Consider the following 22,166-nt stretch of genomic DNA (forward strand, 5'->3'; position numbering starts at 1 on the left):
ATCAACCAACCGCCAAAATTTTATCAACAGACGCTTCAATTAAGCGCCCCCGCAATGAATTCGGTAAGGATTCAGTAATCAGCACATCGACAAACTGACCTGCAAGGCGTGGATGGGCAATAAAATTCACCACACGGTTATTTTCGGTACGGCCTTGCATTTGCAACGGGTTCTTTTTTGATTGCCCTTCAACCAGCACGGTCTGTACGCTATTGATCATGGCGGTGGAAATCGCCGCTGTCATTTCGTTAATACGCGCCTGAAAACGCTCTAAACGCTGTTTTTTAACGTCTGCGGGCACTTCATCCGGCAATTCTGCTGCCGGTGTGCCAGGCCGTGGGCTGTAAATAAAGCTAAATGACAAATCAAAACCAATCTCATCAATAAACGCCATAGTTTCTTCAAACTCGGCATCGGTTTCGCCAGGGAAGCCAATAATAAAATCGGAAGATAAGCAAATATCAGGTCGCACCAAGCGTAATTTGCGGATGGTTTCCTTGTAATCGGCAGCTTTGTGGCCGCGTTTCATGGCGGTTAAAATGGCATCACTGCCGCTTTGTACCGGCAAATGCAAATGGTTGACCAATTTGGGAATTTCGGCAAACGCCTCAATCAGGCTGTCGGTGAATTCTAGCGGATGCGAGGTGGTAAAGCGGATGCGCTCTATGCCATCAACGGCGGCGACATAGTGCAGCAACAAGGCAAAATCGGCGATATCGCCGTCGTCCATCAGGCCACGAAACGCATTGACGTTTTGCCCCAGCAAATTAACTTCGCGCACGCCTTGTTTGGCCAGCGCGGTAATTTCGCGGATCACGTCATTTAACGGACGGCTGATTTCTTCGCCGCGTGTGTAAGGCACAACGCAGAACGAACAGTATTTGCTACAGCCTTCCATGACCGAGACAAAAGCCTTAACGCCTTCGGCACGCGGAGCGGGCAAGTTATCAAACTTTTCGATTTCGGGAAAGGAAATATCAACAACAGGCTTGTGTTTGTTGCGGACTTGATCGAGCAACTCTGGCAGCCGGTGCAAGGTTTGTGGGCCAAACACCATATCCACATACGGCGCACGTTTTTGAATGGCCGCACCTTCCTGGCTGGCAACACAGCCACCGACACCGATAATAACATCGGGGCGTTTGTCCTTAATTTTGCGCCATTTACCCAGCGCAGAAAAGACTTTCTCTTGCGCCTTTTCACGTATGGAACAAGTGTTTAACAGTAAAACATCGGCCAGTTTTGGGTCTTCAGTCAATTCAAAACCATGCGACGCGTTGAGTACATCCCGCATTTTGTCAGAATCGTACTCGTTCATCTGACAACCGTTGGTTTGAATATAAAGTTTTTGTGCCATATTCTCTTAAAAGTAAAACATCCAAAAAATTACTGAGCCCAGATTCCCTGCATCATTGAGCTACACTACCGGACAAGCGATTAATCAGTAAACTGACGACCTGCAAAAATAATAAACAAATACTTGTCGTTTTACAAGGTATTATCGAATCTATGCCCTGCCATTACCCTATTAAACAATTTGAATATCACCCCCGCTATTACGCGCGCTGGCAATACTAAAACTTAATTTATCGTAATTTGCAAAACGCTCACGAGCCTCGTTAACTAATTTTTCGGCAAAATCAGCATTGTCAACTGCACAAAATCCGGTCGGCCCCCACGAAGTCTGCCCTATTGCCACTGCGCCTTGTTGCGCTAACCAGTGCATGACTTTAGCCACTTTGCCACTGGCAAACACGCCACCTTGCACGGGCGCAAAATGTTCACCCACCGAGCGTTGTAACTGGGTGATGACATCACCAAATTGATGGATATTATTTTCCGCTACCGCTGGTAAAGCTTGCATTAATAATAAATAGCATAACCGCGCCGCCTCTTGCTGAGGAAAAGCCGGTAAGCTCTTAAAGGCCTGGATTTCTTGCTGGCCGTGCAAGCCTTGGCCACGGCTGTCAAACACCAGGATAAAACGCCAATTTTTAGGGATATGAAGATGAACTAAAACAGGGGGTGTGATGGTGTTAACGCCGCGTCCACCATCAACAATCAGGCCGCCTTGCTCAAACACGCCGATGCCTATTCCTGAGCGCAAGCCACGATCCATCACGGCGGCAATCTCGCGCACGCTTAAGCCTAAAGCATAAAAAGCATTTAGCGCACTGCCAATCGCCATTGCCATTTGTGTGCCAGAACCCAGGCCGACATGCTCAGGAATGGCGCTTTCGATAGTGATGGCGAGTTGATCGGATACCTTTAGCGCCTGGCAAAGTTGCGTTAAACACAGCTCCGCACGTTGCGCTGCTGCGCCGGTAACGCTGCGTTGTGCCGCTTTACGCACCGATAAGCGCGTGCCGTGCTCATTTAAGGCGACACCGATACTGCCGAAATGCCGGCCAAGGGAACCGCTTAAATCTACAAAGCCCATGTGCAATCTGGCGGGGGCTAGAACTGAAACTGTGGTGGGATGGTCTGTCAATTTAATCGCGGATTTTGCAGCTGAAGTTGGCAAATTATACTCTGATTGTAGCCTAAGCGTTGAAGCTTTCCAGTAACTCAGTCAAATCATTGACGATTACTGTGCTGTGCAAACGCATCCGTTCATCCATAGGCCACACTGACGGCACACCGACCACGTAAGCACCGGCCTTGTCTGCCGCCATTACGCCGGTATAAGAATCTTCCAGCACCAGGCAATCGACTATATTAACGCGCAAGCGTTCAGCCGCAGCCAAAAAAATATCCGGCGCGGGTTTGCCGTGTTGCACATCGTCACGGCTTAAAATAACGGGAAACGTCTCTGATAAACCCGCATAAGTCAAACAGGTACGGGCATCTTTTTCTCGCGTATTGGTGGCAAGGCAATACGGTATATTAAGTGTGGTAATACTGGCCATTAAGGGCGCAAAGCCGGTTTTGACGGCAATGCCGTGGGCGTTAACCCAGTCGTACCAATGCTGTTCGCTCAGTGCATTGAATTCACGGGTGTTAAAAGCTGTGCCGAAAGTGCTTACGATTTTAGCCAGGCCATTTTCGCTGGACAAACCGGACAAAGACTCGCAAAATACATCGGTAAAGTCATAACCCATTGTGCTAGCGGCCATTTTCCAGGCGTGACGGCAAATACTTTCGGTATCTAGCACCAAGCCGTCCATGTCGAAAATGACGGCGGCGAAATCGCTTAGTTTAGGCATGATTTATAAGGGTGCGTATTAGACAAATTTAATGGGGTTGCATGTATTTTGCCAGGAATATTAAAATTCTGGTTTCATAAATCTGACGGTCAAATGTGTGTAAATCTTCATGGCCAGCGCCTTTAATAATCCAGAGTTCTTTCGGTGCATTAGCCGCTTGAAATAGGCGCGAAGTTTCAGCCCGTGTTGTATGTTGATCTTTTGAACCAGAAGCAATTAATACTGGTGCGTGGATTGCTGAAATAGCGGCAATTGGACGTAATTGCTTTGCTGAAACGCCTATTTTATAAGGCAATTGCCATAATAACAGCGGCGCAAAATACGTCCCCAACACACCCATATGCAAGTTCAAACGATCAATAAGCGCTTCAGTAATGCTAGGAAACAAGGATTCCAGTACAACGGCACTCGGTGGGGCAGGCATACTGGCAAACACAACTGATGCAGCACCTAGCGAAACACCGATAATCGCAATTTTTTCATCTGGCAATTGTTGCGTTAAGTAACGCAAGGCAGCAGTAACGCCTTTTGCTTCGTGAAAGCCAAATGATATTCTGTTTCCGGTACTTTCGCCGTGTGCGGGTAGATCAATTAACATTACTGAATAGCCCGCTTTATTTAAAAACCTTGCGCGTTCTAACATGTCAAGCCGATGACCACGCACGCCGTGCAATAGCAAAACCGCGCCCTGGCCTTGTCTGCCTTGAATAAACCAGCCCGACACTGATTGATTGGCTAGCGTTTGTAAGATGACAGTCTGTATTTTTATATCCTGTGGGACGCGACCTGCCGACTTTCTAACAGGGCGACTTAATAGCTCGCCAGCAGCAAAACTTAAAATGGCTAGCAGCAATACTGTAACCACAAGGCTGTAAGAAAATTGGCGCAGAGTTAACGTAAAGTGCAATTTTCATCTCATGAACGGGTTAAATTCAGATAGCGACCCAATGATTAAAGCGGCTAAGAATTGTAAATGCCTCTGCACACTGTGTCACGGTATTTGTTTCATCGCTGTAAATGCTGGGCGTAACATATTACCAAGCAATAACGAACCACTGGCGGACAGATGATCATCATCGTAATACACTGATTTGCCTTGATAAGCAACACGACATTGCCCATCTAAACGACACAGCTGAGAGTGAGGATCTAATAATGCTACCCCGTAAGTTGTTTGTAAGTCTTTAAACACATCTAGGATAGCCGCAGCGCGCTCAGGGTAGGGGTTATTTAACCAAACATCGGTTTCCTTTGTTGCATGCAGTGCCAGCCAGCGCGGCACTATTCTGTCCATTTCCGGCACGGGCAGTACAAGCCAAACTTTAACGCCTATTTTTTGTAGCTGAGTTACGGTGTCCTCTAGCCCTGAACGGAAGGCTTGTATTCCGGTTTTTTGTCCTTTGATCAAGCGACTCGGAATACCATTTCTACCCAGAGAGCCTTCAAATTTAGTGGCGGAAAAAACATAGCTAGGCCATCTACCCACCAAAAAAACATGATGAATACCTAGGTTAACCACTGTTTTTAGTTGCTGTTGATTAAAAAACATCCAATTTTGTGAGGCGGTATTGTCATTAGATGTAACGCCCCATAACGCAGCATGGCCAAAAAGACTGGTATGCACACCTTTTAAGCCATATTCTTGTCCTAAAACATTAAAAACAGGTGTCATCGCATTGGCATGGCTATCGCCCCAAACAAGGAAGCTAGTTGCATTGGCTTTTTGTGAGCCTATGAAGCAGTTATTAATTTCTGGAAAATGATAATCGGTGGCATAAGGATCAACATGACATTCTTTTTGTGAAACATTTTTATCGCTAGCACCTGCCGCATAAGCGCCACTTAAAAGGCTAAAACGCTGCGGAAAGCCATTGTTATACAAAACACCCAGTGCGCATACGCCCAATACTGCTTGCATAGCAAAAGCCAGCTTGGCAACGGATTGTGTTTTCCAACGTGCGTGCTGACGAAACGGTGTTTCTACATAGCGCCAGCTTGCATAAGCCAATATAAACGTCAGTGCTAATAATAAAGTGATTTCATAATGAGAAGTGGCTCTAGGATGTAATCGATAGGCATACAGGCTAAACAACGGCCAATGCCATAAATACAATGAGTAGGAGATACGGCCAATTCCAACCAGAGGTCGCCAGGCAAGAAACCGAGTCACCCAAGTACCATTGCCTCCTGCATTACCGTTAATCAGCAAGGTCATGCCAACTACTGCCAATACTTGATGACCAAAATCTGAGTAAATACCATTGTTTCGCGCACTGACAATAGCTAAAAATACCATCAGCAAACCTGTAAATGACATAAGTATTTTATTATTACAATAAAGAATCTTACGCATATGATAGGTAGCCAGTAAAGCGCCGCACAGTAACTCCCATGCGCGTGGTGGTAACCAGTAAAAAGCAAAGGTGGGTCTAAAAACAATCGACCACACGGCGCAGGCAATCGCTATTAATAAAACACCGATTAATAATAGCAAGCGCCATTCTGATCGGGCGTACCGTAATAACAGATATAACAGCAGTGGAAATAATAAATAAAATTGCTCTTCAACGCCCAGTGACCATAAGTGTAAAACAGGATTGCTATCAATTGAAGAGGAAAAATAATCTCCCGACGTTTGCCAGATGCTGATATTGGGTATCATTAAAACGGTAGCGAGGATATTTTTAGCCAACATTTTAAAGTCAAGTGCCGTTAGAACCCACGAGGCCAAAGCCAAGGTTACAAACATTACTACAATTAAAGCCGGTAATATGCGTCTAACTCGCCGCAAGTAAAAGTCTTTAAAACGAAATGTTTTTTCTTGGTATTCTCGTAAAATGATCCCAGTGATCAAATAGCCTGATATAACAAAAAACATATCAACGCCTATGAATCCCCCTTCAAAGCCTGGAACACCTGCATGAAAGAATAACACTGCAAGTACCGCAATGGCTCGCAACCCATCAATATCAGGTCGATAAAGTGACTGCTTTTTAGATAACACGAATTTCTCCAGATCGCTCTCTTAAAACAAGAGCGTCATGATTTGCCATAAATGAATTTTTAACTATTTGAGGACGCGCATGAACTCAGTTGAACAACTGTAGGTGCGACTTTTACTGCATGGTGTGGATTTGTCCATATTGTAAATATTTAGCGGCCTCTTTGTAATAATGCCACTGAATAATTACATTAAGATTAAGCTTTGTTAAATATTTTTAGTTTTTTAGTCAGGCCATTGTAACTAGAATAATAAAATCAATGGCTCAAATCTAAATTATGTCTGCCTTGTCTTTTATAGCGTATAAAATACTGGGGAATGAGGTGTTTTTTAATGAAACTGCAATATTTTTTTGCGTAACATGTAAATTTTTATGACAACCTTGGGTTGAAGTAGTTTTTCTGGCTAAGATAAGGTAAAGTAAAGAAGTTTAGTGATAGTGTACAGCGTTTTACAGTTCAATAGTTACAGCGTAACCGTTCGTGCTGAGCTTGTCGAAGCATGAACGGTACACTTCGACAAGCTCAGCACGAACGGTGGCTGTAACTGTACTAAGTTGAAAACGCTGTGTATCGTAATGCTTTAATGACAGTATAGTCTAAAATATTAGCAGTTGTATAGTAAATTTTATACACTTGTGCAGTTGTAATACTTTTAAAGTAGCATGGTCTAAAATATGATAGTTGTATAGTAAATTCTATACACCGGTACAGCACGATTCATCCGGATTAAAATACCGGCAGTGCAATTTTATTTTTAGAATTGCTCTTTAAAAAATTGGGGCAGTGGTTTTACATTTTATACGTAACAAAAATAATTAAGTAACTGATTAATATATATTTTATTCTTAGTTAAGAAGCGTAAGTTTCTTTCTCAGTGTCTTGCGGCCAAGCAGTTAACACCGCTTTAACTACCGTAGCCAATGGAATTGCCAAAAACACCCCCCAAAAACCCCATAAACCACCAAAAAATAAAATGGCGATGATAATAGCAACCGCGTGTAAATTAACCGCCTCAGAAAATAATACCGGTACTAAAATAACCCCGTCTAAGGCTTGAATAATTGAATAAGCAATCAAAATATACAGAAATTGATCGCCGTCTAAACCCCATTGAAAATAGGCTACGCCCAGCACTGGAAAGGTCACCAACGTTGCACCAATGTAGGGGATAATCACTTGCAAACCCATGAGTACAGAGAGCAATAGCGCATAATTTAAGCCCATTGTCTTGTAAGTAACATAGCTGATGAACCACATAATGAGCACTTCGGCAAATTTCCCCCGAATATAATTACCAATTTGCATGTCGATTTCTTCCCATACGCGTACCGATAAATTACGCTCTTCTGGCAAGAACTGTAAAAACCAGTTGATGAGTAGCTGTTTATCTTTTAAAAAGAAAAATACCATCATGGGTACTAAAAATAAATACACTAACGCGCTGACTAAGCCAAGCACAGAAGCCGCCGAAAAAGACAGCATATTGTGTCCATAAGCGAGCAATTCATTTTGGATGGTAAACAGGATATCCTGCATTTTGTGTTCTGAAATAAATTGTGGATAGGTTTCTGGTAAACGCATGACTTCATCGCGTAGGCTGGAGATGATTGCCGGTATGTGCTGTACCAATTCTACCGCTTGCTCTGAAGCAATCGGCATTAAAGCCAGTAATAAAATGCCAAAACACGCCATAAAGCAAGAGAAAACCAGATACACGGCAGCTAAGCGCGGTAATTTTAAATCTTCCAGTTTGCCGACAATACCTTCCAATAAGTACGCTAATACGATTGATGTAAACGCGGGCATTAATAAGTCGGCTAGCGAGTAAATCAATAAAAAACTGACAATTAAGATTATAGCTAACGACACAGCCTGAGTGTTTGGCAAAAACCGATTAAGACGTGCTAAAAAAAATCGTAGATTGACGGATTGGGTTTGCATAGTCATCACTTCTTGTTGTAATTATAGTAATAGGTTTGAAGTATTTGTCGACAGAGTTATCGAGTCATTAAAAACGATTTTGGGGCAACTGCATAAGAATAGTTTAATAAGGTTAATGTTTTAGCTATTCCAGTAACGCGCCTGTTGCCTGAGCTTTTCTGTGACTTGTGTAAAATGGGCGCTGAGTATAATGCCGATGTTGATTGTTGTGGTGTCGTTATTTTTATGATTTTTGGTGTGCATTTGTATATTTAAATTCTTTATTTAGGATTTATTGGCTATTTTATAGGCAATGAGTTTACAATATTGAAACATTTTTGACTTAAGCACGGCGTGGTGATGGCGGCGTTACTGCTGCTAAAATGTGGTATTGCTAAAAGCATTTTTTGCATTTTTTTTGCTTGTATCGCGTATCCGAGCTATTAAAAAAGTTTGTTAATAGTCAGCGCATTGTAATTGCGCAATATTACCCTGTTAAATAAATTATAGAGAATGATTTTAAGGTGGATAAGAGGCGCATATGAAATATAAGCGATTAACAACGCTGATTATGGTCGGTTGGGTAACATTGGGTTTTACAAGCGTTAGTGCCTCGGTAATAACGCCGACCGGTGTTTGGGCATCCAGTATTTTTGACATATACGATGTCAACAATCTAATCGACGATTCAGGTTTAAGCGATAAGTTGTATCACGATACTAGCGAAGGACACATGTGGTTGTCCAAAGAAAAAGACATAAAATCTACCCTGACCTTTAATTTAGGGGCGGTATATAATCTGAGTGGTGCTTATATTTGGCAGTACAATCCAAGTGCGGGCGGTACGGCGAGTGGTGTGCAAAATTTTAACATTTCGACATCCTTGGATAATGTGGTGTTTAATGCAATTACCACGGCATCGCTAACGCAAGCGGTGGGTATTAATTCGATTGAGGCGCAATTTAGGTCTTTTAACCGCACAGCTAAATTTGTTAAGTTTTCAGTGTTGTCTAATTTTGGCGATAACTATACAGGTCTTAGCGAAGTAAAATTTCAAGAGGGTCCTGTCATGCCTGATATTGGCAGTTTAGTACCGCCATCAAATTCGGGGATTCCAATACCAGAACCCAGTTTGACATCGTTACTGGGATTGTCTCTTTTAGGATTGTTTATGTTGCGTGGTATGTCGCGTTTTTATAACGCGTAAATTTTTTAAAGTGTGAGTTTACGTCAGTGTTTAATTTTTTACTGTTAACACGGTTTTGGTTGGTGTAAGTGCTTTCTAAAAAAAATGAAAAATATAAGTGTTGTAGAAAACCAGCAAATAGCCAATGTAAATAAATCATGACTTAAAAAGTGTGCGCCGCGTATTTCTTGGGCAGCAGCAAAAATACTGCCTGTTAGCAGACCAATCGCTAAACCGTAAAATTTGTACGCGGGTTTAACTATCAAGCAGAAAAAATACAAATTAACTAAGGTATAGCCTAGACTGGAATGGCCTGCAGGAAAGCAATGGCCAACCCCCAGTGTGGCACTGATGCTGTCAAATAAATGTATATGCGGTTTGTTACCGTTATACAAGCTTAGATCCCAGGGACAATAAATGTGGGTACGGCTTTTTAAATAGGTAATCACTAAAGGCCCTGCCACACCTGAGATCACCAGAAATGCTAACGCTTTTCGGTGTGCTGCCAATTTAGATGCGCTTGTGCAGGATATTAATAAACACACCAGCATCACAGTGCCGGCAGCATATATCAGGTTACGGCCTTTTTTATGGATAATATCTTGCAGTAACCAATGATCTCGGTATGGCCATTTTTGTAAGTTGTGGTCATAAAAATGCGTGGTAAGCCACACATCAATTTCAGTAAAGTGAAAACAGATTAGCAGTATTAACCAAGCCAGTAGCGGTAGGCTAATATGGTATTTAATAAAGTTTTCAACATCCAATGTTTTATGAGGCACGCGTTAGCCTTTATTTCCGACAGCGGTAAAAAATATCATAATTTTTATTGTAGGTGTGGGTATTAATCGCCAGTAAACCCAAAACAGAATGGAACAGATTGTCATGCGAATACTGCTCAGTACTGTTTTGTTTTAAACACGCGGTATTAATGCCAAATTTGGCAGCATAGCCATCCGATAACCACAGTATAAAAGGGATATGCTTCTGTTCATCTGGGGCTAGCATATAAGGTAAGCCGTGCAGATAAATACCGTTTTCGCCCAAAGATTCGCCGTGATCAGACATATACAGCATGGCGGTATGGTAATTAACGCTGTTGTGTTGCAAAAAATGAATGACTTGGCTTAAGAAGTGATCGGTATAGGCAATGGTATTGTCGTAGGCGTTAACAATCTGTTGTTGTGGGCAGTCTTGTACTTGGTTAGTTGCGCATTCTGGGGCAAATAGCTTAAATTTGGCTGGATAGCGTTTGTAATACGCAGGGCCATGACTGCCTTTTTGATGCATTACAATTACGCTGTCATTAGGTAGTTTGTCGATCATCGCCTGTAAGCCATGTAATAACACCTCGTCGTAACACTCTTCGCTGTTGCACACATCAGGGATTTTTAAGCTTTCCATCGCTTCCGTTGGGATTCTATTGCATACCCCTTTGCAACCGGAGTTATTGTCGCGCCAAAACACGCTGATACCCGCGTGTTTGAGAACATCCAACAAATTCTCGGATTTTTCGGCTTTGGCTTCATCGTAATCTTGTCGATTAAACTGTGAAAACATGCACGGTACTGATGCTGCCGTTGCCGTGCCGCACGAGGTAGTATTTGGATAGTTGATGATGTTTTCTTTGCTCAATTCAGGATTGGTTAGCTGGCTGTAACCGTTCAGCGAAAAATTTTGTGCGCGTGCAGTTTCTCCAACCACTAATATCAGCACAGATTTTTTACCGCGTGTTTGCCAGCTTGCCGTTTGTTTGGCATCTAGTCCTAGCGCCTCAACATTGATTATTTTGGGGTGTGCAGAACGCTTCAGGTATTTAATTAGCGCATAAACGGCATGGTTAGGGTTAATTAAATAGCGTAAATGTTTATTATTTCTGTCAACAAAAGACAGTTCTTTATAGTTGCTAAAAACTGCGCCAGCGAGTACGGCAACCGCCAGTATAAAAACAATAAGTCGGCTTGATAGTTCTTTTAAAAAAGGCCGATATAAAATGTTAGTGCGATATACCAATAATGCCGGCAATAATCCCCAAAATACAAGATGCACCAGCAGCTTAATACTGATTAGTTCTAATGTTTCCTTGGTATCGGTTTCAAACATATTTTGTATCATCGACGTATCGACAATAACTTTGTAAGAATCCATAAAAAAGCTGATAACTGAGGCGACGATCAGAATGACAACGACGACGGGTTTAAACAGGTATTTATTGGCAAACACAGACAGCAGTGCGGTAAACAAGGCGATGAGTGCAATGACCAACGCACATTTAAAACCGATCCCGGTTAATGACGATTGGTCAGCCACTTTAAAGACGGCTTGAAAAAAGGCTTGATTATCGAATAGCGCTAAAAATAAGGCAGCGGCAATCAGCAGCTGGGTAAGGGTTAAGCTTGGTCTTAGCCATTTTTCGGGCAGCATAATAGACAGATGGGTGCTAAGAAAAGCAAGGCTTTGTTGAGCCTGAGTACTGTTGCAGCACTATACCAAGGCGTTTTAGGGGGTATTGTGAGATACGGTACACGCCAGCATTTTTTATAGGGCGATAGTTATCGATCATTGAACTTATGGGTAGCCGTATCTCAGGTGTTTAATGGGTTTTTAGTTGAGTTCTTTTTTTTCTACATTACCGGCTTTGTCAATTGACACATCCCATTGCTTGCCAGCCGCCTCAAGAATAACATCAAACTCTTCGCCAACGCCGTTAGGGTTTACTATTAAAAACGCTTCTTTAATAGCGTATTCAGGAAATACTTTTTTTAGGTTTTCTCGGCTGGTTGCAAACATCAGGTCGTCGGCGGCTATATTAATGCCTGAGACATGGTAATTCCCATTAGATCGGTATATTTCTATTGCACTAACGCCATTTTCCTTAAGATGTACTTCGGTAACATCTTGACCAAAATGTTTGGTTGTTTCAGCACTTATGTCGATTGCTTTAGGGTGTTTTTTGTTGATGTGTTGCATTATTTTTTCGGGTATCGCTTCTTTACTTAGCACTTCTGCATAAGCTGAGATTGAGCACACGGTTAATACTAAAAAACTTAATTTTAAAATATAGTGTCGCATTGTCGTGGTTACCTGAGAGTCATTATTAGTAAGGGCGGTGAGAATAACTTTAAAACCTAAAACCCAAGCTTATTGTACATGGGTTTTTCTGTAAGCTTGTGTTTATATTGCACACTGTACTGGGGTTTTGCGCTATGAATTGGTCGGTTTATATTATTTTGTGCAGTGATGATTCTTTGTATACTGGCATTACTACGGATATTGTTCGTCGCTACACACAGCATACTACACAGCGTGGTGCTAAGTATTTTCGAGGTAGATTACCCAAACAACTGGTTTATATTGAAACGTGTCATAGTCGTAGCGCTGCCAGTCAGCGTGAGTGTGCTATTAAAAAGCTCAGTCGGCTGCAAAAATTGCAGCTGATTGCATCACGAAAGCTTACAGTAGTGTCCGCGTTTAAGGTTGAACAGGTTTTGTAGGCTGGAGTACATTGCCATTAAGTGGATAGCCAAAACTTGAAAATAATAGATAATAGCCAGCTGGCGCATGTATTATTTATATTGAGGGCAGGTTAGGGACATGAAAAGAAAAATGTTGCAGATTTACTCTATTTTTGTATTGGTCTGTGCTATGTTGTTGAATAGTGAGGCAATGGCTGAAAATACTAGTACACCAAATTGGAAGTCAACAGGATTTTAATTTAGCTTTATGCTGTACACAATCAGCATTTCATTCATGATTTGAAGATTTTTATTATCCTGTTTTTATACGATTTGATGTACTAGTGATTATCAGCCGGCAATCGCCATATTTGCAGGAGGTTGCTTTTGGTGTATGGAGCCGCCTTTTGATGCTGTACCTGGCGTTATTAATACAGTGTCGGGTTACACCGGTGGGCGTACCGAAAATCCCTTGTATAAAGACGTTTCTAACGGTAAAACAGGCCATTTAGAAGCGCTGCAAGTAACCTATGATGCCAGTAAAGTCAGTTACGAAAAGCTTTTGGATGTGTTTTGGCATAACATAGACCCGCTTAATGATAATGGGCAATTTTGTGACCAAGGTGAGCAATACAAGAGTGTTATTTTTTATCAAGATGAGGCACAAAAACAACTTGCTGAGCAGTCAAAGCGTTCGATAGCTAATTATTTTGGAAAATTATTTGAACAACAGGTAGCGACATCAATTCGGCCTGCGCAAAAGTTTTTCCCTGCCGAGCAATATCATCAAGACTATTATTTGAATAACCCTAAAACCTATCACTTTTATCGATTTACCTGTGGGCGTGATCGTCGCCTTAAGCAATTGTGGGATAAAGATTAGGGTTGCCGACTTACAGCTTGGACAAAATGTAGGTTGGGTTGAATGTTTTTTCAACCCAATATGATTAGGTGGCTGTACATATTGGACTGCCAAACAGTTGGTAGTCTAATCTACTTGAGCGCTATTGTTTTTTGTGTTGTCTTAAATGAATAGTTGTTTCACGTAGTATGGCACAGCGTATTTTATACCGCTGTTGCAATAAAAATAGCCCGCTTAGGCGCAGGCAAACCTTCGCACGTCAGTTGTAAATTGTTCGGATCAAGAAAATCTTGCAGCGAATGAAAACGCATCCACTCGGTACTGCGCTGTTCTTCAACCGTGGTTGATGTGACATCCACCAAGCGGATATTTTTAAAGCCGCAGCGTTTTAGCCAGCTTTCCAGTGTTGCGCAACTGGGCAAAAACCACACGTTACGCATTTTGGCATAGCGGTCTTCTGGTAATAATACCTCGCCCAGTTTGCCGTCTATTACCAAGGTTTCCAGTACCAGTTCGCCACCGGATTGCAAGGTGTCTTTCAATTCCAATAAGTGATCAATAGGTGAGCGCCGATGGTACAGCACACCCATGGAAAATACCGTATCAAAGGCTTTTAAACCCGCAGGAATATGTTCTATACCCAGTGGTAAAACATGAACAGGGGCATCCCCATACAATTTTTTAATCGCTAAAAATTGCATTACGTTCAGCAGCATTGGATCAACACCAATAACCGCTTTTGCCCCAGCACCCAACATACGCCAGCAGTGATACCCATTGCCGCAGCCTATATCCAACACCGTGCGCTGGCTGAGCGGTGTAATATGATCTTTAACCCGCAACCATTTCCAATCCGAGCGCCATTCGGTATCAATGTGAATATCGTATACCGTGTACGGGCCTTTGCGCCATGGGTGTAAGTTGCTAAGATTTTTGTGCAGTTGTAAGTGTTGTAGCGTACTTAATTCGGCTGCTGTGCCTATACAGATTGCAGCACTATCCAGTTGTGTGTGTGTGCTGACAAGCGTAGGTAATGCGGCCATGCAATTGAACCAAGTGGCCAAATCGCCGTGTTTGCTGTTATCAAATGCCTGTTCGAGTTGTTCTGGTAGCACCGCCAGCCAAGCGTCTGCTTTTATCTTCGACAGTGTGTCGTACACTGTCGAATATTGTGCTTTTAATGTAGGTAACAGAGCAAACGCCTTTGGTAGGATGATAAGGTGGGACAGGAGTAGATTACCTGTTATTTACTGGCCAATGCGTCTGAATTACGTTTAACCAAGCCTTCAATTACCGCATTCAAAGAGCCTTTAGACTGTACTTCGCTAGCGAAAGTGGTACGGTAGTTAGTGACCAGGCTGACACCTTCAATCATAATGTCGTAAGCTTTCCATACGCCATTGCTCAACACCATACGGTAATTAACACCGATAGGTTGAATGCCAGGCTGAATCACTTCGGTTTTAACAATGGTTTTGGTTGCGCCGGCTTCCAGTTCTAATGGTAAAAAGCGTACTGTCCAGTCTTTAAACTCTACAAAAGCTCTGGAATAGGTTCTGACCAACAACGTTTGAAACTCGTGTTTAAAGCGTGTTTGCTCATCTGAGGTGGCACTTTTCCAGAGCTTGCCCAGTACCAATGAAGAAATTAAATCAAAATCCGTGTGTGGGTAAATGGTTTCATTGACAAATTCGGTTATTTTGGCAAAATCTTTGGTGAAAGACTTATCTTGTAGCTTTTGTTGCAATGTTGTTGATGCATTTTCTATCGCCACTTGCGGTGCAGCTAATTCTGCTGCGCTAACGGGTGCAAGTGGTAAAATCCCCAGCAACATAACCAGCAAGCCGAGTCGTGTAAAACGTTTAACCTTCATAAAAACCTCTGAGTAATCTGACAAATTTTGAAATAGCGTAACCTTTATTCCCTGATACAATAAACCCAGTAAAATCGCCTTTTCTACGGGTAAACCAAGCGGGTATTCCACACTCATGAGTATAGACAAGATGTCTTATAATAACATTAAATTTCCCTTAACACGTATGCGGCGAATGCGCTATAACGATTTTTCGCGGCGTTTAATGCGTGAAAATCAGCTTACCGTGGACGATTTAATTTGTCCGTTATTTGTCATGGAAGGTTCAAGGCAGCGCGAATTAATTGCCTCCATGCCAGGCGTTGAGCGCTTGTCTTTGGATTTGCTATTAGAAGAAGCGCAGCTTTTATTTGCGCTAGGCATTCCGGCGATTGCTCTGTTTCCTGTGATTAGCCGTGATAAAAAATCCGATGATGCCGCCGAAGCGTATAATCCAGACGGTTTAGTACAGCGCAGTGTGCGTGCTTTAAAGCAGGCACTGCCTGAGTTAGGTATTATTACCGATGTTGCCCTAGACCCGTTTACCACACACGGCCAAGACGGTTTGATTAATGCGGACGGCTATGTGGTTAACGATGAAACCATTGCCGTGTTGGTTAAGCAAGCCTTGTCGCATGCAAATGCCGGTGCAGATATTGTTGCGCCTTCCGATATGATGGATGGCCGTATTGGTGCAATCCGGCACGCCTTGGAAGCTAATCAGCATATTAACACACGCATTTTGGCGTATTCGGCCAAATACGCCTCCAGTTTTTATGGGCCGTTTCGCGATGCCGTAGGCTCTGCCGGTAATTTGGGTAAGAGCAATAAACACAATTACCAGATGGATCCGGCTAATTCTGATGAAGCCATGCGAGAAATTGCCTTGGATTTGCAAGAAGGTGCCGATATGGTGATGGTGAAGCCCGGTATGCCGTATCTGGATATTATTTATCGTGTTAAGCAGGAGTTTGGTGTACCAACCTTTGCTTATCAAGTCAGTGGCGAATACGCCATGCTCAAAGCTGCTGCCATCAATGGTTGGCTGGATGAGCGGCAAGTGGTGTTGGAGTCATTACTGGCGTTTAAACGTGCGGGCAGTGATGCGGTGTTGACCTATTTTGCTAAATCGGTGGCGCAGTGGTTGCAAAAATGACTGCACCAGATCAATACGCCGTTTTCGGCGACCCCATTAGCCACAGCAAATCACCCAAAATCCATCAATTATTTGCCGAACAAACCCAGCAATTAGTGCAATACACCGCGCAGTTAGTACCCGCTGAACAGTTTACCGTCGCCGCTGATATTTTTTTTGCCCAAGGCGGCAAAGGCCTTAACTGCACGATTCCGTTAAAAGAATTGGCGTGGGCGTACGCACAGCATAAAACCCGACGGGCGCAGTTAAGTGGTGCGGTTAATACGTTAGCATTACAAGACGATGGTTCGGTGCTGGGCGAAAATACCGACGGCGTGGGTTTAATTACCGATTTAATCAACAATCACGGCATTAGTTTACAAAATAGGCGAATTTTGATTTTGGGCGCGGGTGGGGCGAGTCGCGGCATTATTGAGCCAATCTTAAGCCAAGCACCACGGCAATTACTGATTGCTAATCGCACTGTGGATAAGGCGGTTGAACTGGCCAAAATCTTTAGTGTTGTCGGAGAAGTGGACAGCTGTGGCTATACCGATTTATGCGGTGAGCAATTTGATGTCATCATCAATGCAACCTCAACCAGCTTAAGCGGCCAATTGCCACCGTTGCCAGGTAATGTGCTGGCAAAAAATAGCTGTTGTTATGATTTGGCGTACAGTAATCAACCGACAGCCTTTGTGTACTGGGGGCTTGCACACGGTGCGGAAAAAAGTTTAGATGGTTTAGGCATGCTGGTAGAGCAGGCGGCGGAAGCGTTTTATTTGTGGCGTAAGTTGCGACCCGCAACGGCAGCCGTTATTGCATTAATGAATGCACAACGCGGGTATTAAGCTATGCGTCAAACTTGTTGTCGTGTAAAGTTGAATTCATCATACTTGTTATGCTGTTTTTTGCCCGTTGTGGAATGGTATTTCATCTGAAATTGAGTGCTAAAAAACGTCGGAAAGTGTTACGTAAATACCGGCACTAAGTTTTAAAGCGTGGTTCATTTTATCTAAAATCGGTCTGTTGAAAAGTGTTGATTGCGCCTCTTGGCAAGTAATGTTATGTTATAAAACCTTACTTTGTCGTGGGAGTTACCATGTCGCATCCTTTGTTTACTAACCCGCCGCAAGGGGGGGTCATCACTCTGCACAATGGTAAATTGAATGTGCCAGACAATCCTATTATTCCGTTTATAGAAGGCGATGGCACAGGTCCTGATATTTGGCGTGCCACGGTACGCGTTTTAGATGCGGCAATCGCCTGTGCTTATAAGGGGCAACGAAAAATTCATTGGTTAGAAGTCTATGCTGGTGAAAAAGCCTTTAATCTATTTGGCAACTGGCTACCCGATGAAACCATCGACCTGTGCAGGGAATACAAAGTTTCTATTAAAGGTCCATTAACAACGCCCATTGGTGGCGGTATCCGTTCGTTAAATGTGGCTTTACGGCAATTACTGGATATGTACGTGTGTCTGCGTCCTGTGCGTTGGTTTAAAGGCGTGCCTTCTCCGGTTAAAAATCCTGGCGCTGTTGATATGGTTATTTTTCGGGAAAATACCGAGGATATTTATGCCGGTGTCGAATTTGCCGCTGGCAGCGAGGACGTTAAGCTGTTTTTAACATTGTTAAAAGAGAATTTCCCCGCTCAATTTGACAAAATTCGTTTTCCTGAAACATCGGGTATTGGTATTAAGCCGGTTTCCAAAGATGGCACAGAGCGCTTGGTACGCGCGGCTATTGATTACGCTATTACTCATAAACGTAAAAGCGTCACTATTGTCCATAAGGGCAATATTATGAAATTTACCGAAGGTGCGTTTAGGTTGTGGGCTTACGCACTTGCCGAGCGTGAATACCCTGAGCAAACTTACACCTGGGAACAATGGGAAAAAACCAAGGCGCAATTAGGAGAAGCGGCGGCTAATAAGCAACAAGCTGACGCATTAACCAGTGGCAAAATATTAATAAAGGATGCTATTGCTGATATTACGTTGCAACAAATATTAACCCGTCCTGAAGATTTTGATGTGATTGCAACTTTAAATTTAAATGGCGATTATTTATCAGATGCACTGGCGGCACAAGTTGGTGGCATTGGTATTGCGCCAGGCGGTAATATTAATTATCTAACCGGTACGGCTATATTTGAGGCCACTCATGGCACAGCGCCCAAGTACGCCAATCTGGATAAAGTCAATCCAGGTTCGTTGATTTTATCGGGTGAAATGCTGTTGCGTTATTTAGGTTGGCAAGAAGCAGCCGATAAGTTGATTGATGCAATGGATGCTGCCATTGCCAGTAAGCAGGTTACTTATGATTTTGCGCGATTGACGGATAATGCAACAGAGGTCTCATGCAGCCAATTTGCAGACAAAATTATTGAGTGTTTGCAGAACCCAGCCTAATAATACAAAACCAGATACGACGACCTGAGCTTTCTGTTCAGTATCGTCGTATGCGAAAAACTGATTTTTTTAACTACTGGTTTTGCGTTATTAAAGGCCCCAGCTGGTCACTGTGTTTAAAGCCGGTCTCTGCGGTTGCACTTTTTACTGTGGTATTACAAAAGGTTTGAATTTCATAGCTGGTTATGCCTATGCCACGCTTATCCACCGTAATTGTATAAACACCCTCACCGCCTTTAATGCTCGCATAAGGTCCAAAGATAGCATCGCCATTTTTGGTGTCTGTTGTTTTGGCGGTATTGGCTGCTTTTTTAATTTGCATACTCACTAAAGCACCTTTAATGCCTCGTATACGTGCAACAAATGCAGTGGTTGGTGCTGAGCCTGCCGTGATTTTTTTCGAACATGTCGATTTGTATACATCTACGGCGGTTGCTTTTTTACCTAATACGCCGGTGGTTTTTTGCGCTAGGGCAGTGCCAGTATAACTAAGAGTACTGATTAATGTGCTTAATAAAATGGCTGGGAGTGCAGTATTTTGCAAATATAATTTTTTCATGATGAGCCTTCAAGATATTGTTAGATTAACGATAAAATAAAAATCAACGATAAAGTGTTGCATTATTAAGCGAGCTTAATTATTTGTCGGTGAGCATTTTAAAGTCACTCAAATAATTGGGTGTCGTATCAAATCTGCAACATATTTAGAACGAATAACAACGTCATACCAAGTTAGTATGCAAAGATGCTATCAAATTTAATTGACTGCATACAAATATTGAAAATAATTCAGCTGATTATTTTTTGAATTGTGCTGTAGATGATATCGTTAATAATTATTAAACCGGTGTGGTTTTATTTAACCACGCGCAAAGCAGGTCTGGTTGGTGGCGTATCGGGTGGCAAATCATCAGAATCATTGTCATCAACCCCCTCGGCATCAAAGACCATGCCTTTACCACTTTCTTTTGCATAAATAGCTAAAATTGCTTTCATCGGGGCAAGAATATACATAGACTTACCACTGAATCTGGCGTTAAATTCAATTTCTTCGTTGCCCAAAGAAAGCGCATCTACCGCAGCCGGTTTAATATTTAAAACAATTTTGCCATCGTCAATAAACTGCATCGGTAAGATGGCTTTCTTATGGGTTGCATCCACCAAAAGATGTGGTGTGCAGTCGTTATCAATAATCCATTCGTAAATAGAGCGGATTAAATAGGGCTTTAAAGGTGTCATATCAGACTCACTTCGAAGTGGGGCTCATTTCTTTTTCAGCTTCACTTAAGCTGCGTTTAAAAGCAGGTCTGCTGAAAATACGTTGTGCATAGTTATTAATCACTTCATTCGGCGTAGAGATATCAATGCCAATACTGGGTAAGCGCCATAATAAGGGTGCAATTGCACAGTCTATTAAAGAGAATTCATCACTCATAAAAAAAGGCTTAGCAGCAAAAATGGGCGCTGACGAAAGTATGCTTTCTCGTAACATTTTTTTAGCTTTAGCGGATTTTTTTTCACCAGAAGAAATGATTTCATCCAGCAATTGATACCAGTCCTGATCGATGCGTTTTATTAACATACGTGCAGTAGCGCGAGACACTGGATCCATTTGATGCAATGGCGGATGCGGAAAACGTTCATCAAGGTATTCCATAATGATACGCGAATCATAAAGCACCAAGTCCCGTTCAATTAAAGTCGGAGATGCCCCTGTTGGATTCAATTCAAGCAAGTCTGCCGGTGGTTCATTTGGGTCATAATATTCTATATCTGAAACAATCGCTTTTTCATGTAAAACGAAGCGAGCCGCGTGACTCATCGCACAGGTAGGCGAGGAAAAAAGTGTCATCACAGATTTACGGGTAATAATATTTGCCACAAATAACAACCTCTTTAGACATGTAGGCAGTAAAAATGACGATTATAGCATAAAAGGTCAGCTTTTTACGGCGCAACACCCAGAATTGGTAACAGTCGCTGTGCAAGAAAGCGTCCTTGTTTTTTCAATTCACACTCAGTCTATATCTTTTCAATACTTTTTCTTTAGCTCATAGGCTAGTTTCGCGTCAGTAAACCGCCAATTAACGCACACCCATGCCAATGTTAAGGAGACGTATTGTGGTGGATTGCCTAGCGGCGAATCCACCCTATAATTTATCCACGAGTAAGTCAGTCACGTTTGTTCTGTCGAGTGTTGCAAAAACTTCGTAGGTTTCACGCTGGCTAAAAACATACCGACATATCAAGATTGACCGAGTACTAGTACTCAGTCAACTTTATTTTGGCGAGTGTGAATTTTAAAAAACCGTTCGTGGTGAGCTTGTCGAACCATGAACCACAAGTCCTTCGACAAGCTCAGGACGAACGGAGTATTTTATAGTACTCGACAAAGTAAAAATGACTAAGTACTAGTCTATATCTTTCCAATACTCTTTCTTTAGTTTATACGCAATTACTGAAAATATGAGTAAGAAAAATAAAACGTATTTACCCAAACGATGCCTTTCCATTTGCACGGGTTCGCCCACGTACACCAAGAAATTAACCAAGTCATTAACCATTAGATCAAATTCTTGTTCCGATAATTTACCTGGCTCAGCAATGACTAATTTTTCGATTTGTTGCTGTCCATCCACTAAATGAAACACCGGCTTTTGTTGGCCTTGTAGCTGCCAAAACACATTGGGCATACCCACGTCTTTAAACACCGTGTTATTGGTGCCTAAAGGCTTGGTTTTATCAACGTAAAAACCTTTCAGATAGCTGTATAGCCAATCAGCACCGCGCGAACGGCCAATCAACGATAAATCAGGCGGTTGTACGCCAAACCATTTTTCCGCGTCATGGCTATTCATTGCAGAATGCAACTGATCGTAAATAGTCGCACCTTCGATAGCGATGTCTTTTAATACTTTTTTGTCGTCGATTTCAAAATCTAACGCCATTCGTTGATAACGAATGTGTTTAAGCGAATGGCAACCCAAGCAATTATCCACATAATGCTTAGCACCGCGCTGTAATGATTCTGAATCACTCAAATCAATATCGGCTTCTTGCAGCGCCATATCCTCTGAGGCGTAGCTACAAAAAGACAGTGTTGCCATTAAAAATAGAGTTATTAACCTTTTCAT

The 22,166-nt window shown here is 42.5% G+C and carries 22 protein-coding genes; 6 read left to right on the forward strand and 16 right to left on the reverse strand.

Annotated elements, in window-relative coordinates:
* Nucleotide 1: 1 nt before the first annotated feature.
* From miaB to CRENPOLYSF2_RS19345, 7 genes are all read right to left on the reverse strand, one after another.
* On the reverse strand, nucleotides 2-1,357 hold the full coding sequence (gene miaB / locus CRENPOLYSF2_RS05795) for a tRNA (N6-isopentenyl adenosine(37)-C2)-methylthiotransferase MiaB (RefSeq protein WP_087143004.1): 1,356 nt from the start codon (nucleotides 1,355-1,357) through the stop codon (nucleotides 2-4).
* Nucleotides 1,358-1,528: 171 nt separating this feature from the next.
* Nucleotides 1,529-2,524, reverse strand: coding sequence for a beta-ribofuranosylaminobenzene 5'-phosphate synthase family protein (locus CRENPOLYSF2_RS05800; protein WP_336469718.1), 996 nt, complete (start codon nucleotides 2,522-2,524; stop codon nucleotides 1,529-1,531).
* A 19-nt stretch (nucleotides 2,525-2,543) separates the two neighbouring features.
* Entirely contained in the window at nucleotides 2,544-3,206 is a 663-nt protein-coding gene (locus CRENPOLYSF2_RS05805) for an HAD family hydrolase (protein WP_087143006.1), read from the reverse strand.
* A 28-nt stretch (nucleotides 3,207-3,234) separates the two neighbouring features.
* Nucleotides 3,235-4,113 carry an alpha/beta hydrolase gene (locus CRENPOLYSF2_RS05810; protein WP_217884073.1) on the reverse strand — a complete coding sequence of 293 codons (879 nt, stop codon included), beginning with the start codon at nucleotides 4,111-4,113 and terminating at the stop codon, nucleotides 3,235-3,237.
* Between the two features lie 84 nt (nucleotides 4,114-4,197).
* Complete coding sequence (locus CRENPOLYSF2_RS05815) at nucleotides 4,198-6,210, reverse strand: acyltransferase family protein (protein ID WP_176371048.1); 2,013 nt, start codon at nucleotides 6,208-6,210, stop codon at nucleotides 4,198-4,200.
* 848 nt (nucleotides 6,211-7,058) lie between these two features.
* Nucleotides 7,059-8,156, reverse strand: coding sequence for an AI-2E family transporter (locus CRENPOLYSF2_RS05820; RefSeq protein ID WP_087143009.1), 1,098 nt, complete (start codon nucleotides 8,154-8,156; stop codon nucleotides 7,059-7,061).
* A 114-nt stretch (nucleotides 8,157-8,270) separates the two neighbouring features.
* A complete protein-coding gene (locus CRENPOLYSF2_RS19345) occupies nucleotides 8,271-8,393 on the reverse strand; it encodes a hypothetical protein (RefSeq protein ID WP_272867692.1) in 123 nt (40 codons plus the stop codon).
* A 277-nt stretch (nucleotides 8,394-8,670) separates the two neighbouring features.
* On the opposite strand from CRENPOLYSF2_RS19345, the gene CRENPOLYSF2_RS05825 reads away from it, so the two are divergent.
* Nucleotides 8,671-9,336: a discoidin domain-containing protein gene (locus CRENPOLYSF2_RS05825; protein ID WP_087143010.1), complete on the forward strand. Its 666-nt coding sequence runs from the start codon at nucleotides 8,671-8,673 to the stop codon at nucleotides 9,334-9,336.
* Between the two features lie 44 nt (nucleotides 9,337-9,380).
* On the opposite strand, the gene CRENPOLYSF2_RS05830 is transcribed toward CRENPOLYSF2_RS05825, so the two are convergent.
* The 3 genes from CRENPOLYSF2_RS05830 to CRENPOLYSF2_RS05840 form a co-directional block, all read right to left on the reverse strand.
* Nucleotides 9,381-10,097 (reverse strand): phosphatase PAP2 family protein, encoded by a 717-nt coding sequence (locus tag CRENPOLYSF2_RS05830; protein ID WP_087143011.1) that lies wholly within the window; start codon nucleotides 10,095-10,097, stop codon nucleotides 9,381-9,383.
* Nucleotides 10,098-10,107: 10 nt separating this feature from the next.
* The gene (locus CRENPOLYSF2_RS05835; RefSeq protein ID WP_087143012.1) at nucleotides 10,108-11,739 is read right to left on the reverse strand and encodes a phosphoethanolamine transferase; all 1,632 of its coding nucleotides are present in this window, start codon (nucleotides 11,737-11,739) and stop codon (nucleotides 10,108-10,110) included.
* A 180-nt stretch (nucleotides 11,740-11,919) separates the two neighbouring features.
* Nucleotides 11,920-12,387 (reverse strand): hypothetical protein, encoded by a 468-nt coding sequence (locus tag CRENPOLYSF2_RS05840; RefSeq protein ID WP_087143013.1) that lies wholly within the window; start codon nucleotides 12,385-12,387, stop codon nucleotides 11,920-11,922.
* A 134-nt stretch (nucleotides 12,388-12,521) separates the two neighbouring features.
* Here CRENPOLYSF2_RS05840 and CRENPOLYSF2_RS05845 point away from each other — a divergent pair, with 134 nt between their 5' ends.
* Nucleotides 12,522-12,809, forward strand: a complete 288-nt coding sequence (locus tag CRENPOLYSF2_RS05845; protein WP_087143014.1) for a GIY-YIG nuclease family protein — start codon at nucleotides 12,522-12,524, stop codon at nucleotides 12,807-12,809.
* A gap of 328 nt (nucleotides 12,810-13,137) precedes the next feature.
* On the forward strand, nucleotides 13,138-13,653 hold the full coding sequence (msrA, locus tag CRENPOLYSF2_RS05850; RefSeq protein WP_272867694.1) for a peptide-methionine (S)-S-oxide reductase MsrA: 516 nt from the start codon (nucleotides 13,138-13,140) through the stop codon (nucleotides 13,651-13,653).
* A 182-nt stretch (nucleotides 13,654-13,835) separates the two neighbouring features.
* Here the strand turns inward: msrA and cmoB are convergent, their stop codons facing one another.
* Together cmoB and CRENPOLYSF2_RS05860 are read right to left on the reverse strand one after the other, a co-directional pair.
* The gene (gene cmoB / locus CRENPOLYSF2_RS05855; RefSeq protein WP_087143016.1) at nucleotides 13,836-14,792 is read right to left on the reverse strand and encodes a tRNA 5-methoxyuridine(34)/uridine 5-oxyacetic acid(34) synthase CmoB; all 957 of its coding nucleotides are present in this window, start codon (nucleotides 14,790-14,792) and stop codon (nucleotides 13,836-13,838) included.
* 83 nt (nucleotides 14,793-14,875) lie between these two features.
* Nucleotides 14,876-15,505 (reverse strand): MlaC/ttg2D family ABC transporter substrate-binding protein, encoded by a 630-nt coding sequence (locus tag CRENPOLYSF2_RS05860; RefSeq protein WP_087143030.1) that lies wholly within the window; start codon nucleotides 15,503-15,505, stop codon nucleotides 14,876-14,878.
* 115 nt (nucleotides 15,506-15,620) lie between these two features.
* On the opposite strand from CRENPOLYSF2_RS05860, the gene hemB reads away from it, so the two are divergent.
* The 3 genes from hemB to icd all read left to right on the forward strand — a co-directional run bounded on the left by hemB (nucleotide 15,621) and on the right by icd (nucleotide 19,032).
* Nucleotides 15,621-16,640, forward strand: a complete 1,020-nt coding sequence (hemB, locus tag CRENPOLYSF2_RS05865; protein ID WP_473206031.1) for a porphobilinogen synthase — start codon at nucleotides 15,621-15,623, stop codon at nucleotides 16,638-16,640.
* The gene (gene aroE / locus CRENPOLYSF2_RS05870; RefSeq protein WP_087143017.1) at nucleotides 16,637-17,470 is read left to right on the forward strand and encodes a shikimate dehydrogenase; all 834 of its coding nucleotides are present in this window, start codon (nucleotides 16,637-16,639) and stop codon (nucleotides 17,468-17,470) included. The genes hemB and aroE overlap by 4 nt, the downstream gene beginning before the upstream one ends.
* A gap of 251 nt (nucleotides 17,471-17,721) precedes the next feature.
* Nucleotides 17,722-19,032 carry an NADP-dependent isocitrate dehydrogenase gene (gene icd / locus CRENPOLYSF2_RS05875; RefSeq protein ID WP_087143018.1) on the forward strand — a complete coding sequence of 437 codons (1,311 nt, stop codon included), beginning with the start codon at nucleotides 17,722-17,724 and terminating at the stop codon, nucleotides 19,030-19,032.
* Between the two features lie 73 nt (nucleotides 19,033-19,105).
* Here icd and CRENPOLYSF2_RS05880 read toward each other — a convergent pair whose 3' ends face one another.
* From CRENPOLYSF2_RS05880 to CRENPOLYSF2_RS05895, 4 genes are all read right to left on the reverse strand, one after another.
* Complete coding sequence (locus tag CRENPOLYSF2_RS05880; protein ID WP_087143019.1) at nucleotides 19,106-19,591, reverse strand: hypothetical protein; 486 nt, start codon at nucleotides 19,589-19,591, stop codon at nucleotides 19,106-19,108.
* Nucleotides 19,592-19,887: 296 nt separating this feature from the next.
* A complete protein-coding gene (locus CRENPOLYSF2_RS05885; protein WP_087143020.1) occupies nucleotides 19,888-20,271 on the reverse strand; it encodes a ClpXP protease specificity-enhancing factor in 384 nt (127 codons plus the stop codon).
* Between the two features lie 7 nt (nucleotides 20,272-20,278).
* Nucleotides 20,279-20,884: a glutathione S-transferase N-terminal domain-containing protein gene (locus CRENPOLYSF2_RS05890; RefSeq protein ID WP_217884074.1), complete on the reverse strand. Its 606-nt coding sequence runs from the start codon at nucleotides 20,882-20,884 to the stop codon at nucleotides 20,279-20,281.
* A gap of 559 nt (nucleotides 20,885-21,443) precedes the next feature.
* Entirely contained in the window at nucleotides 21,444-22,166 is a 723-nt protein-coding gene (locus tag CRENPOLYSF2_RS05895) for a cytochrome c1 (protein WP_087143022.1), read from the reverse strand.

The organism is Crenothrix polyspora, assembly GCF_900163755.1.
GTDB classification, from domain to species: domain Bacteria; phylum Pseudomonadota; class Gammaproteobacteria; order Methylococcales; family Methylomonadaceae; genus Crenothrix; species Crenothrix polyspora.